Source organism: Aliirhizobium smilacinae, from assembly GCF_006335145.1.
GTDB lineage: Bacteria > Pseudomonadota > Alphaproteobacteria > Rhizobiales > Rhizobiaceae > Neorhizobium > Neorhizobium smilacinae.
Genome location: NZ_VDMN01000002.1, coordinates 581,130 through 594,522, shown reverse-complemented (window position 1 = coordinate 594,522; position 13,393 = coordinate 581,130). Strand labels below are relative to the sequence as shown.

Sequence of the window (13,393 nt, the reverse complement as noted above, 5' to 3'; positions counted from 1 at the left end):
CGGATGCTCTCCTCAGGTCCGATCGATACGGTTCTTCACGGTGACATGCACGATGGTCAGGCACACGGTGAAGGCGAACAGCAGGAATGAAACCGCTGCGGCATAGCCGTAATCGAAGCGCTCGAAACCGGTTTTGAAGATATTGGTCATGATCACTTCGGTTGCGTCAGCGGGTCCGCCGCCGGTCGTGGTGTAGACCTCGGTGAAGACGCGAAAACCGCGAATGAGCGACAGCATGATGACCACGGAAAATGCCGGAACGAGACCCGGAATGGTGACGTGCCAGAGCTTGCGTAACGCGCTTGCGCCGTCGACGGATGCGGCATCGTAAAGCTCGCGGTTAATGCTCGCGAGACCGGCGATGAAGATCACCATGTTGTAAGGAACGTTCTTCCAGATCTGCAGCAGAATGACGATGAAGAGTGCCTGATCGGGATCGGACATAAAGCCTTGCGGAGCGATCGCGAAAACGCCGAGCATCTGGTTCACGACGCCCGTTGCACCCGGATAGAACAGGATGCGCCAGATTTCCGCCAGAACTGCAATCGAGGTGACCGCCGGAATGAAGATCGCAGTACGGATAATACGTATATGACGGGCCTGGCCTTCGAGCGCCATGGCCACGGCGAAGGATAATACGCCGCCTGCGATCGTCGTCGAGACGACATAGATAAGCGTATTCAATGTTGCGGCATGCAGGGCGCTATCGGAAAAGGCGCGCTCGAAATTGGCAAGGCCGACCCATTGATCCGACCCGGAGAACCTCACCTTATAGAAGCTCATGACCAGCCCTCTGATGATGGGCACGAACTTGAACCAGGTGAAGACGATCAGAGCCGGGGCCAGAAATAACCAAGGAATGGTCCATCTCAGGCGTTTAGAGTGAAACCACATGTGTTCCTCCGCTTGGCACCAGAATATGCTGGCGGGCGTCAGACGACGCTCGGGCGATAAAATTGCGACTTTTTACTGAGGGAAATTCGTCGACAGGATTCTGCCGGTTGGCGCCGCGTGGCGGAAGAGATGGCTGCGCGGCGCCAAGCTTTGCGGCAGGACTATTGGGCCAATACCCCCTGAATTTTCAGTTCCGCATTGATAGCCTTATCGGTGGCTTCGAGCCCGGACATGATGTCCGAATTGCAGCTGGAAAGGACTTGATTGAGACCATCGGCGGCAACCTGACGGATCGGCTTCCAGTTCGGCACGCGCGGGAAATATCGTGCATTCGTGGCATAGAGATCGGCAAAGGTGCCCCAGGCAGGGTCGGGCTGGACCTTTTTCACATCGACGTTCTTGTTGACCGAGAGCCGGACAATGGCGTTGTCGCTGGTGCCGGCGGCCATGCCGGTTTCCTGTCCCGTTTGCGAGACCAGATATTCGATGAACTGTTTTGCCTCCGTCTCGTGCTTGGTCGAAGCCATGATGAAAGCGGCCTCCCCTTCTGCCAGTTCGGCCTCACCGGCCGGTCCGGATGGAGGGGCGACGACCTCGAACTTGTCACGTCCCGGTTCGCGCGTGAACGCTGCGATGTGGTAAGGTCCGGAGCGGAAGATCCCGCCTTGTCCCGACACGAAAACAGGCAGTGTGTCGCCGGTCGTCGACGTGATTGCAGCGGGCTGTGCATAACCGTCGCAGATCATCTTGCGGGCGAAGGTCACCGCCTTTTCGACTGCCGGCGTTGCCATGGATGAAACATAGGCGTCACCCTTCTGCTCTAGAAAATCACCTCCCGCCTGCCAGATCAGATCGGACATGAACCAGGATGCATAACCACGCGTGCCCGAAAGCGGCATGACATAACCGTAGGTATCCTTCCTCCCGTTGCCGTCAGGATCCTTTTCCGTAAAGGCTTTCGCCAGATTGTAGAGATCCTCCCAGGTTTTGGGGACATCGTAGCCGAGTTTCTCGCGCCAATCCTTGCGGATGAAGACCGCAAACGCCTGGGCCGACGTCGGGACGCCGTAATAATTTCCATCGGCGGCCTGAACGCTATTCCAGGCGACATCGTGAAGTTCATCTCCTCCCTTGAGCGCAGCGCGGTCGATCTGCTTGACGACACCCATGTCGAGCAACTGGCCCATGAAGGTGGCGTCGTTGACGACCAGGTCAGGCAGACTGCCACCCGCTGCGGCGCGGGTTAGTCGAGTTTCAAAGTCGATATTGGCGAGAAACAGATCCACCTTGATGCCTGTCTTGGCCGTAAAGCCATCGACGATGCGTGCGATCGTCGGCCGTTCGGCATCGCCGTATCGCATCCAGACATTGATTGTTTCAGCTGAATAGGCCGTGGACACCATCGTCGTGCTTGCCAGCGCGGCAAACGCGAACGCCCTTATCTTCTTCATGGAAAACCTCCTCTAAAGTTACCATCTACCCTGCACGCCTCCAGAACATGACTAAGGTACTGTCCCCGGCAGAGCCGTTATCTTCTGAGCCCAGCGCTCATAAGCACGCTTCCATTTTTAGGAAAACGTTTAACTTCAATTTTTACCGTATTGCGGGCTCGACAGAATGATATAGATCAACCGAAACCGCTGAAAATAATGTGTTACTCTTGAGATAAAGGCCGATAACCGAAATCGACATGGTGCTCTCGGCGAACCATCCAGTTAAAAAATAGAAATCAAGGAAAGCGCTTAACTTCATGAATCGCCGAAGAAGACCGACCATCCGGGATGTTGCGGAGAAAGCCGGCGTATCAATTGCTACGGTGTCGAAATATGTGAACGGACAACAGTCATTCTCGCAGGCAGTGGAAGACAAGCTGCGCGATGCTATCGACGCGCTGGGTTACAGCCAGAACGCGCTGGCCCGCGCGATGGTGACCGGTCGAACGACCGCAATTGGGCTCGCGGTAATGGACCTCGCCAACCCTCACTATTCGAATGTCGTGAAGGGCGCCAATCGCGTGGCTTTGGCAAATGGCTACAATCTCTTTGTCGTAGACATGGAAGAAAGCATTGCTGCGGTTCGCCCTTTGCTGGAAGCCTTGGCGCCGCGCACGGATGGATTGATCGTCAGTGCGCGAATACCCAACGATGTCACCGACTGGCTGGCCGAACTCGACAAACCGGTTGCTTTTCTCGGACAGCCGGAACGTGACGACGTTCTCACTGTCGGGACGGATAGTGTCCAGGTTGCCGCCTTGCTTGCCCAATACCTTGTCCGACAGGGTTTCAAGCGGTTCGGCTATGTGGGCTATTCACGCGCATCCTCGAATGCCGATCGCCTGCGCGGATTAAGGCGGGTTCTGGAACCGGCAGGAGTGGAACTCCTTGTCTTCGACGTGGATGAACCGACGAATGAGGCCGGCGAACGGGCAGTCGCCCGTGTATTGCTGCGTCCGGATCGGCCAGATGTGATCATCGGCTGGAATGACCTCGTCGCGATCGGCATGATGAACGAGGCTCGTTCGCTTGGCTTCAAGGTTCCTGACGACGTGGCATTTGCCGGCATCGACAATATTCCGATCAGTCGCTACGTCACGCCGCCGCTGACGACGGTCGACGTCTGCAGCCAGGCAACCGGTGAAGTGGTGATGAAGAAAATCATCGCGATGATCGAGGACAAGCCTCAACCAACAGGCCTGACGCTGGAGCCAGCCTTGATCATCCGCGAGTCGACGCAGCGCCAGTTCACCTAAAGGACACTCAGTCGGACTTATGACGAACTGCTGGTGTAAGAACCTTCGACATCGGGCAGGGCAAGCACGACGGAATCATTCCAGGCGATATCAAATCCGCGGCCATAAGCGCCATCAATCGATACGAATGCCGCTCGCTGTATCGAAAACATGGCCATTGGTCGGCAAAAACGCCAGGTTCAGTATCTCTCCCGTCTTGATGAACAGGCGCTCGCGCAGAAGCGCCGAGATCTTCTGCCCGTCCACGGTTCCCTGCACGAATGTTTCGGAGCCGGTGGGTTCGATATTGGTGACGGTCACCGGAATGCCCTCTCCGGCCTGCCCGATCGCCAGGTGTTCGGGGCGAATGCCGTAGGTCACCTCGGATCCCGGCGTAGCGGATGCGTGCTTGCCGAGCGGCATGCGGACACCATTCTCAGTTGTCACCGACGTGAGGTCTTCGCCAAGCTTGCCGGTGATGAAGTTCATTGAGGGCGAGCCGATGAAGCTGGCGACGAAGGTGTTGACCGGCCTGTCGTAAAGATCCAGCGGGGCGCCGACCTGCTCGACGATGCCGTCGCGCATGACCACGATCCTGTCGGCCATGGTCATGGCTTCGATCTGGTCGTGGGTGACGTAGACTGTCGTCGTCTTGATGCGCGCGTGGATATCCTTCAGCTCGGCGCGCATCTGCACGCGTAGCTTGGCGTCGAGGTTCGACAGCGGCTCGTCGAAGAGAAAGACTTTTGGATTGCGGACGATGGCGCGCCCCATGGCGACGCGCTGGCGCTGGCCACCGGAAAGCATCTTGGGATAACGCCCAAGATAGTCCGTCAAGCCGAGAATACGGGCGGCATCGTTGACACGCTCGGCAATCTCTTCTTTCGACTTTTTGGCGAGACGAAGCGAGAAGCCCATGTTCTCGGCGATCGTCATATGCGGGTAAAGCGCATAGTTTTGGAATACCATGGCAATGTCGCGGTTCTTCGGCTCGACATCGTTGATGATGCGGCCGTCGATACGGATCGTCCCGCCGCTGATTTCCTCGAGGCCGGCGATCATTCTGAGCAGCGTGGACTTTCCGCAACCGGACGGGCCAACCAGCACGACGAAAGCGCCATCCGGCACTTCGACGGAAACACCCTTGATGGTCTCGAAGTCGCCATAGGCTTTGCGGACATTCTGGATTTCAACGGAAGCCATTGTTTCACCTTGCAATTCGAGTGTTCGGCATCAATCCGTCAGCGGCATGGATCGCCGCAAGCAGGCTGAGGCCGGTGTGATAACCGGGATCGAGATCGGGCGTGGCCGGCACAAAATCCACCGGCCCATCCTTCGTCATCGTCTGATAAGCGATCGGCGGGCTGCCGCGCCAATAGTGTTCAAAGAAGGCCGCATGCGCCGCCTTCCAGACCCGCAGGCTTTCAGCACTGCCGGTGCGCAGATGAACGAGTGCCGCAGCACGGATCGTCTCAGGCAGCGACCACCAGGGGCAATAGGGGCTCTGCGGCTCTCCGGTTGCCGTCGAAACGGTCAAAGCAATGCCCGGACCGACAAAACCCTTGTCGAAGGAGGAGATCAGAATGCGCTCAAGCTTTTCGATCAGCGTCGGATCGGTATCGTCGCCAAGATAATCGAGCACGAAACCCACAAACTCGATCCCATGACCGACATTGCACAAATCCTCGCCCGGCACATTGCGCAGCAGGCCGGTGGCATCATCGAAATGGCGTTCCATGACGTGAGCGATGAAGCGATCCGCATAGTCAAGATGGCCGGTGTGGCCCAGGCGCTTCAACATGCCTGCAGCCCCGAGCAGAATCATCCTCGGCCCGAAATCATCCGCCTGCAACGCGATTCTGTCGATCGACAGAGGCCGGCGATCATCCATCTGAAAATGGTCGCTTTCGATCGCGGCGATCACCTGGTCGAAATAGGCGAGATGCTCTGTCAAATCAGGCAGACCGTAACGGCTGGCGGCAGCAACCAACCCCTTGGCCACAAAGGCATCCGAGTAGCTGTAGATCGTGCCCTGCCGATGCTGCTCACGGATCGCGCCGGACGCGTCGGCATAGACCGGGCGCATATCGCAGTCGTAGCAGAAATACGCATGGCCATCGGCCTGCTCCAGATCGACAAGCAAACCGTACAGACGACGACCCGCGGCATCCAGCTTTTCAGCAAGCGGCGGCAGTTCCTCTTCGAAGAACTCCGCATGCCCGACCAGGGCTTCTAGACCGCGCCCCTGGATCCAGCCGTAGGTATAATCCGGACCACGCAGGCCATCTTCTGCACCGTAATCCTTCAGTGTAAGGCTGTTCTGCTTGGTGTTGAGAAATCCTCCGCCAAGCGCCGGCCGTTGCAGCATCCAGTAAAGCGTGCCGGCATTGGCGGCGACATAGTCCCGCCGCGCCGCATCGAAAAATGTCATTACCGTCATTCCTTGAGGCCGGTGCTGGCGACGCCCTGCACGAAGTTGCGGCGCAGGAGGACGAACAGCAGGATCGACGGAATGAGTACGGTGGCGGAGGCGGCGCTGAGCCTGCCGAGATCGACGGTAAAGCCGGTCTGGAACAATGCCAGCCCCACTTCGATCGTATAACTCGACCGGGTCGTGGCGACGATCATCGGCCAGGCAAAGGCGGTCCATGCCTGAAAGAAGGCGAGCACGGCGAGCGCACCGAGTGCACCACGCAGCAGCGGCAGAACGATACGGAAGAAGATCCAGAACTCGCCAGCGCCATCGATGCGGGCTGCTTCCAGCAACTCGTCAGGGATCGAGTGAATGACATTCTGGCGCACCAGAAAGATGCCGAAGCTCATGACCAGATAACCGAGCAGCAGGCCCCAGAGCGAATTCAGGATGCCGAGGCTCTTGGCCTGGAAATAGAGCGGGATCATGTAGACTTCGAACGGCACGATGGCTGTCGCCAAAAACAGCGCGAACAGAATGTTCATCGTACGGAAGCGGAATTTGCCGAAAACATAACCGGCGATTGCGGATGTCGCGACGATGGCGATGGTCGACAGGACCGCGAAAGCGATGCTGTTGCCGATCCAGCGCAGAAGAGGCGTCTCGCCGAGAACGGCCGAAAAGTTCGCGATAGTTGGATCACGCGGAATGATGGTCGGCGGCCAGCTGAGCATTTCCGCCGGTGTCTTGAACGCATTTGCCACCAGAAAGACGAGCGGCAACAACATCATGATCGAGACAATGAGCAGGAAAACGTCGATCGCCAGATTGGTCGCCTGCTTCTTGCGGCGAAGGCGCCGGCCTTCGGCCAATTCGTCCGCGGTCGGCTCGATGGTGCGCATGGTATCCATGGTCATGCCTTGCCCTTTTCCCGCAGCATCGAGAACTGGATGAGTGTCAGCGCCAGCACGATCACCAGAAGCACGACCGCTTCTGACGCCGCATAACCGACGCGATAATTGCGAAAGCTGTTTTCCAGCATGTCGAGCACCAGAACGCGCACCTGCCGGCCGGGGGCACCCTGCGCATCGGAGGCGAGCACGAAAGCCTGCGCATAGACATTGAAGCCGGACACCAGCGTGACGACCGAGACGTAGAGGGTGATCGGCTTCAGCATCGGGATAGACAGATGCCAGAAGCTCTGGCGCCCCGAGGCGCCGTCGAGTTTGGCCGCCTCATAGAGCGAAACAGGCAGGTTCTTGAAGCCGACAAGATAGATCAGCACGGCATAACCGAGTGCCTGCCACGAGCAGAGCACGATGATGCAGATGACGGAGAGAACCGGGTCGAACAGCCAGCTCTGCATGGGAATGCCGAAGAAATCCAGGAGCGCATTGAGCGGACCGAGCCTTGCGTCGAAAATCCACTTCCAGGCCATCGCGGCAGGCACAAGCGAGACGACGTGCGGAATGAACACGGCGGTCTCGTAAAAGCCCGCCATTCTTGAGCGCGTCCGGTGGAAGATCAGCGCGGCAATAACGAGCGCCATCGGGATCGTCAGGGCCAGAACCCCGAAAGCGATGATCGTCGTATTGATCAGCGCGTCGAGAAACAAGTGATCGCCCATCAGTTCGCGGAAATTCGCCAGCCCGATGAATGGCTTGTTCTTTGACAGGATATTCCACTGGTAAAGGCTGAGCCTCAACGTGTCCGCGATCGGATAGAGCCGCACATAGGCAAAGATCGCCAGTGTCGGCAGGATCGCGAGCATCGCAAAGATGAATCTCTTGCGCTTCAGCATTCTGACTTGGCCTGTAGACATGAGGGGTCGGCCGCAATGCGATCAAACCCGGATATTCGGGACGTGTCTTCCGGGGCAATCATCTGCACGATGCCCCGGAAAAACACGAATGACGAGACTTCGATGCGATTATTTCGCAGCAAGACCTTCACGATCGAGAATAGCGACCACTTCGTCACTCGCCTTCTTGAGGAAGGCGTCGATCTTGGCGTCATCTGCAGCCATAGAGGCATCACCAAAGGCGGTGACCAGCTGAGCCGCGACGCGCGTCAGGACTTCTTCGATCGGGCCGATCGCCGGAAGCGTGAAGAATTCGTAGCCCTGCGGATAATCGACAAAGGCGGCAAAAGCGGGCTGCTTGGCTGTGACGCTGGAATAGTCGACGCCAGAACGGTTCGGCAGCCAGCCGACATTCTGGAGCAGCCAGATAAGGTTTTCCGGCGAGTTGGCAGCCTTGGCGAATTCCCAGCCTATCGCGGCATCATCACCGGCGACATAGAGATTGGTCGGCAGCGCGATTGAGCCCTTCGGCAGCGGTGCAGTCGCATATTTCAGGTCCGGAGCCTTCTTGGCGATATCGCCGATCACCCAGGATTCGCGGATGAACATGGCCGTCTGACCGCGCTCGAAAGCATCGGCATCGGCCGGCATCTCAGGAGACACGGTTTTCGTTGTGAAGATGTTTGCCAGATACTGCTTCAGCGCCTTGCGGCCGGCCTCATTGGCGAAATCCGGCTTCCACTTGCCGTCACCGGCCGGAGCGAGAATTGCACCGCCGAATTGATGCAGATTGGTCCAGAACTTCTCGGCAATACCCTGACCGCCGCCGGAAAGACGCAAGCTCCAGCCAGAGACGGTCGCCTTGCCCGATGCATCCCGCTTGGTCAGCTTCTCCGCATAAGCGGAATATTCGTCCATGGTCTTCGGCGGCGTGGTCAGGCCGGCAGCGGCGAACATGTCAGTGTTGTAGTAGAGCGAGCCCTGACCGCGGAACAGCGGCACGCCGTAGACGGCACCGTTATAACTTGCGCTGTCGATGAAGAACTTGCTGAAATTCTTCTCGTCCTTGACGAACGCGGACACGTCATCTGCGGCTTTCGGCAGCAGGTCGTTTTCGAGATAACGGGTCGCGGTCGAACCGGACAATTCGATAACCGTCACGCCATCCTGGCCACCGCCGGTAAGCCCCAGGGCAACACGTTTTTCATGCTCGCGAAGTGCAATCGCCTCGACCTTGACGTCGAGATCGGGATGGCTCGCCTTCATACCCTGCGCAACATGTTCGTAGAACGGCGCCATTTCAGGATAGCCGCTCCATACGGTGAGCGTTTCGGCCGATGCGGACGCGACGCCGGAAAGCAGCGTGCCGACAAAAGCCGTGCTCAGCAGCAGCGCGCGGGTGGAAATTCTGGTTTTTACGGATGCGTTTTTCATGTCCTGTTCCCTTATCGTTGTTAACAAAAAACTCTCATGCAACCGGTTGCGTGTCAAGCGTTGGATGGCTCCCCATGGCCGACCTGAATCACGTTTGTCAGTCTTCAAACACCCTTCACAAGGCCGATGGCGCAGTCGGCAATCGCTTCCGCCGAACCCGGCGCGAATGTCATCGGCAGCCCGTAATAACGATGCGCTTCGTCGACTTCGTAGCCGCCGTGAATGAACTCGCTCGCCGGGGGAATGTAACCGGGATTGTCATCCGCAAAGCCGATGACGAAAGCTAGCTGTCCCGGCCCGAACGCAGCGCGGATTGACAGCGCAGTCTGCGCAAAAATCTCCCCCGGTAGAGCCACGATCGACACGCCGCACCAGTCCAGAACGGTGACTCGGACAGCGAAGGGTTGCGGCACAATGGGCGCAATGCTGCTGGCCCATTGCGACCAGAAGCCGAGCAGGCTTTTGCGCGCAGGCTCGGCATCGAGTGCCTCGTTCCTCCAGCGCATTTCGAGGTCGGCAGGTGCTTCGCTTTCTCTCCGTTCGAAATCCAGCACCACAGAGCCGTTGCGGGCGACAGCATCGCCGGAAAGAACATGTTCCGCCGTCGCCAGAGCGGCCTCGGCGATCTTTCGGCCGATCCGTTCCGCCGCATCGAAACTGCGATCGGGATTGGCCCCGAGAGAGATTGAGGCATGCGCGGAATGGCCGGTATTGGCATCGCCGGCACATCCGGTCATGAACAGCGCGACGGCACCGGGATGGGCTTCTTCCAGCACAGTCCGAACGAAATGCGGATAATCGGCGGTCCAGAGCAGATTGTCGGCGGCAAGTACCACGGGATGGCAGGCATAGGCCGTGACCAGCGCGATCATGCGGCCATCCATGCTACGGATGCGCAGCAGCGACAGGGAAGCGTCCGCGGGCCCTCCGGGATGCCGCCTGTTGCGCGCTATCCCCGGGTCGCTGCCCTGCGCAACCGAGATTGTCGCCGGACGTCGTCGGGCCGTTGCCTTGTCTATCGCCGCAACGCAGGCGTCTTCCAGTCGTTCCAGATAGGCAGGATCGGCGGAAATGCCCAGCCTTCCGGCCATTGAAACCGGCCCGCCGTGATTGTGCAATGCCGCCACCACGACATTGCCCGCCGGCAAGACGCATCGCTGCCGGATACGGGCGCTCATATCGGCATCGATGCCGATGACATCCGCCACAATAACAGCCGTATCGCCAATGACCACGGCCCGAACCGTCAGCGCATCATGCGCGCCGGAGGCCGGCAGGCTGCGAGCGGCAAAACCCGACATCGGAAGTCCCGGCGTCGGCGTGATGTCGATAACGGCGGCCCCGGCTTCGATCATCGGCTGAAAACCTTCTCGCCGTGGACCCAGGTCTCACGAACAGCAATCTCACGCTGGCCTTCCGACCAGTCGAAACGGATGAGATCTGCCCTCGCGCCCACTTCCAACCCGCCTCGCCCGCCAACAAAGCGACCGGGATTTTGTGTTGCCAGTCTCAACGCATCGGCGAGAGAAATGCCTGCCATCTCTGCTGCGATCGCCACGTTGGCGGAAAGCGGCAAGCTCGCGCCCGCCAGATAAGGCGTGCCGGCGACGCTGATTCTGCCCTCTTCGGAAACCTCGACGCTGCCGCCGATCGCCTCTTCGTAAAGACCGGGCGGCATGCCGGCCAGAGCCACCATGTCGGAGACGAGAACGGCACGCTCCATGCCCTTGGCGCGTAACATGGCCTTGAAGGCATCGGCAGGCAGATGCCAGCCGTCGGCGATAAAGCTTGCGGTCAGTCGATCATCGGCAAGTTGCGCCCAGATGAAATTCGGGTGGCGCGGCAACATGGCAGCGGCACCATTGCCCAGATGCGTGGACAATTGAGCGCCGGCCTCAGCCGCCGCATGGATTTCCTCCGGCGTCGCTGCCGTGTGGCCGAGAGCCACAAGAACGCCCCGTTCGGCAAGCGCCCGGATGTAATCGAGACTGCCGACATGTTCCGGCGCCAGCGTCACCATCCTTACCAGATCGCCGAACGCCTTCTGCCAGCGTTCGAATTCGCCAATCGAAGGTGCTCGCACATGTGCGAGCGGATGCGCGCCGCGCGGACCATCCTTGGCGGAAATCGACGGCCCTTCCACATGCACGCCCGGCACCATTTCCGCAATCAGCCGATGTCCGGCACGGCCTCGGGCGATCGCGTCCAACGCCTGAAGAATGGATATTTCCGAAGCGGTGATGATCGTCGGCAGCCAGGTCGTGACACCGACGCTGAGCAGTTCCTCGCAAAGCGAGAGCAGCGTATCTGTCGTGAGATCGCCGGTATTAAGGTCAAGACCGCGAAATCCGTTGATCTGGAGATCGACCAGACCTGCCGAAAGATAGGCAGTGGTCGTGGTCTCAACCGGGCGGATGACAGTGATGATGCCGTCGACGATTTCGACCGCCATACCCCTGCCCGTGCGGGTATCGATGCCGTCAACGGTTTCCATCAGAGCGCCTTCACCCGTCCCTGGAAGTCGGCAATGAACCTCCCGTTGGCCTCGTCTCCACCCGGCGCGTTGCCGCTGCGCCAGACCGGCGGCGTGATGCCGCGCTCGACCAGCTTGGCAACCGTGCGGATCACCAGGCAGTTCAGCGTGAAAGCATTGGCGAAGGTCGAGATCGCCGCGATATTCTCGCTCATACCCGGTACGCTGACGACGGCGTCGCCGATCGGAACCTTGCAGTCAATGGCAATGTCGACGACGTCGTGCAGGTTCTGCTTCGTCGGATGGCGAGCGGGATGATCCGGCGATGTATTTTGCGCATGCTGGCGCGAACTGACGCCAATCAGAAAAGCGCCCCGCTGCCGCGCTTCCAGTGCCGCATCGATCAATGCGGCGTTAATACCATAGGCGTTGACGAGGATCAGCAGGTCGTCTGCGCCGAGCCGCTGGTTGGCAATCACGACCTTGCCGTAACCCGGCGTACGTTCGATCGCCATGGAGCGCAACGCCCCGTTCGACAGCAGCGTGCCCTCGTCCAGAATGGCGCTGATATGCATCAGCCCGCCGGCGCGAAAAAACACTTCCTGCGCGGCGAGATTGGAGTGACCGCCAGGCCCATAGATATGCACCAGCCTGTTTGCCGAGATCTGCGCGGCGAGCCTCGATGCCGCCTGATCGAGCGACGCCTTTTCCTCCTCAAGAACCCGGCGCATCAGAGCCTGGGTCGCGTCGAAATAGCCTTCGCAAAGCGTGTCCGCATCAATGACGGTATCAGGCATCGGGGTCCGATTCCTTTTCGATATAGAGTGTGCAGGCCGGATGGCTGCGCAGGATGCTGGCCGGGCATTCGGTGGTCAGCGGTCCGCGAAGCGTCTTCTGGACCGCATCGCGTTTGCTCGCGCCGGGAACGATGCAGAAAAGCCTGTCTGCACGCATCAACCGCGGCACAGTGAGCGTAACGGCATGAAGCGGCACGGAGGCCAGATCCGGGAAACAATCGTCATCGACCTGTTGCTGCCGGCAAATCTCGTCCAGCTCGACGATCTTGACATCAAGCGGGTCGCTGAAGTCGGCCACTGGCGGATCATTGAAGGCGATGTGTCCGTTCACGCCGATACCCAGGCAGACGAAATCGATTGGCGCCTCGTTCAACCGCTTGGCGTAAAGGCGGACTTCTGCCTCGGCATCCGGCTCGGGGGTAATGCGATGCACGGCGGCAAACGGCAGACGACCGAAGACATGAACGTCGAGCCAGTTGGCAAAACGGGCGGACGAGGCCGGATCAAGCCCGATATATTCGTCCATGTGGAAAGCGGTTACCCGGTCCCATTCGATGCCGGGAATGGCGCATAGGGCGTCCAGCATATCCGCCTGGCTGGGCGCGGCCGCAAAGACCATGCGCACGCCAGCCTGCTTTGCCAGTCGATCTTTCAGAGCCGCCGCAATATCGGCAGCAGCTGCAGCGCCCATGTCGCCCCGGTTGACGAAGCTCTCGACCGACAGGTGATCAAAGGTTCGGCGGGTTTTCGGTGCGGGACGAAGGACGGCGGCAAGGCTCAAGGCGATCTCCAGTCTGCAAGCACGGGAGACCCATTCGTGCCGCGCCATTTCTGACGGCAACCCCGTGTGTCG

General features: G+C 59.3%; 12 protein-coding genes. 1 reads left to right on the top strand and 11 read right to left on the bottom strand.

Annotation, left to right across the window (positions count from 1 at the left end; genetic code table 11):
* Positions 1-12: 12 nt before the first annotated feature.
* Together FHP24_RS13500 and FHP24_RS13495 are read right to left on the bottom strand one after the other, a co-directional pair.
* Entirely contained in the window at positions 13-894 is an 882-nt protein-coding gene (locus FHP24_RS13500; RefSeq protein ID WP_139676701.1) for a carbohydrate ABC transporter permease, read from the bottom strand.
* Between the two features lie 161 nt (positions 895-1,055).
* Positions 1,056-2,345, bottom strand: coding sequence for an ABC transporter substrate-binding protein (locus FHP24_RS13495; RefSeq protein WP_139676700.1), 1,290 nt, complete (start codon positions 2,343-2,345; stop codon positions 1,056-1,058).
* Between the two features lie 299 nt (positions 2,346-2,644).
* Between FHP24_RS13495 and FHP24_RS13490 the strand changes: the two genes are divergently transcribed.
* A complete protein-coding gene (locus FHP24_RS13490) occupies positions 2,645-3,643 on the top strand; it encodes a LacI family DNA-binding transcriptional regulator (RefSeq protein WP_139676699.1) in 999 nt (332 codons plus the stop codon).
* Positions 3,644-3,757: 114 nt separating this feature from the next.
* On the opposite strand, the gene FHP24_RS13485 is transcribed toward FHP24_RS13490, so the two are convergent.
* From FHP24_RS13485 to FHP24_RS13445, 9 genes are all read right to left on the bottom strand, one after another.
* Positions 3,758-4,825 carry an ABC transporter ATP-binding protein gene (locus tag FHP24_RS13485; RefSeq protein ID WP_139676698.1) on the bottom strand — a complete coding sequence of 356 codons (1,068 nt, stop codon included), beginning with the start codon at positions 4,823-4,825 and terminating at the stop codon, positions 3,758-3,760.
* A 4-nt stretch (positions 4,826-4,829) separates the two neighbouring features.
* Positions 4,830-6,053, bottom strand: a complete 1,224-nt coding sequence (locus FHP24_RS13480; RefSeq protein ID WP_139676697.1) for an AGE family epimerase/isomerase — start codon at positions 6,051-6,053, stop codon at positions 4,830-4,832.
* Between the two features lie 5 nt (positions 6,054-6,058).
* The gene (locus FHP24_RS13475; protein ID WP_180355990.1) at positions 6,059-6,952 is read right to left on the bottom strand and encodes a carbohydrate ABC transporter permease; all 894 of its coding nucleotides are present in this window, start codon (positions 6,950-6,952) and stop codon (positions 6,059-6,061) included.
* On the bottom strand, positions 6,949-7,836 hold the full coding sequence (locus FHP24_RS13470) for a carbohydrate ABC transporter permease (protein WP_139676696.1): 888 nt from the start codon (positions 7,834-7,836) through the stop codon (positions 6,949-6,951). Before FHP24_RS13470 ends, FHP24_RS13475 begins: the two co-directional genes overlap by 4 nt.
* A 129-nt stretch (positions 7,837-7,965) precedes the next feature.
* On the bottom strand, positions 7,966-9,270 hold the full coding sequence (locus FHP24_RS13465) for an ABC transporter substrate-binding protein (RefSeq protein ID WP_139676695.1): 1,305 nt from the start codon (positions 9,268-9,270) through the stop codon (positions 7,966-7,968).
* 104 nt (positions 9,271-9,374) lie between these two features.
* Positions 9,375-10,625, bottom strand: coding sequence for an alkaline ceramidase (locus FHP24_RS13460; protein WP_139676694.1), 1,251 nt, complete (start codon positions 10,623-10,625; stop codon positions 9,375-9,377).
* Entirely contained in the window at positions 10,622-11,764 is a 1,143-nt protein-coding gene (locus FHP24_RS13455) for an N-acetylglucosamine-6-phosphate deacetylase (protein ID WP_139676693.1), read from the bottom strand. Before FHP24_RS13455 ends, FHP24_RS13460 begins: the two co-directional genes overlap by 4 nt.
* Positions 11,764-12,540 (bottom strand): sugar isomerase domain-containing protein, encoded by a 777-nt coding sequence (locus tag FHP24_RS13450; RefSeq protein WP_139676692.1) that lies wholly within the window; start codon positions 12,538-12,540, stop codon positions 11,764-11,766. Before FHP24_RS13450 ends, FHP24_RS13455 begins: the two co-directional genes overlap by 1 nt.
* Positions 12,533-13,231, bottom strand: coding sequence for a 6-phosphogluconolactonase (locus tag FHP24_RS13445; RefSeq protein WP_210237838.1), 699 nt, complete (start codon positions 13,229-13,231; stop codon positions 12,533-12,535). Before FHP24_RS13445 ends, FHP24_RS13450 begins: the two co-directional genes overlap by 8 nt.
* Positions 13,232-13,393: the final 162 nt, after the last annotated feature.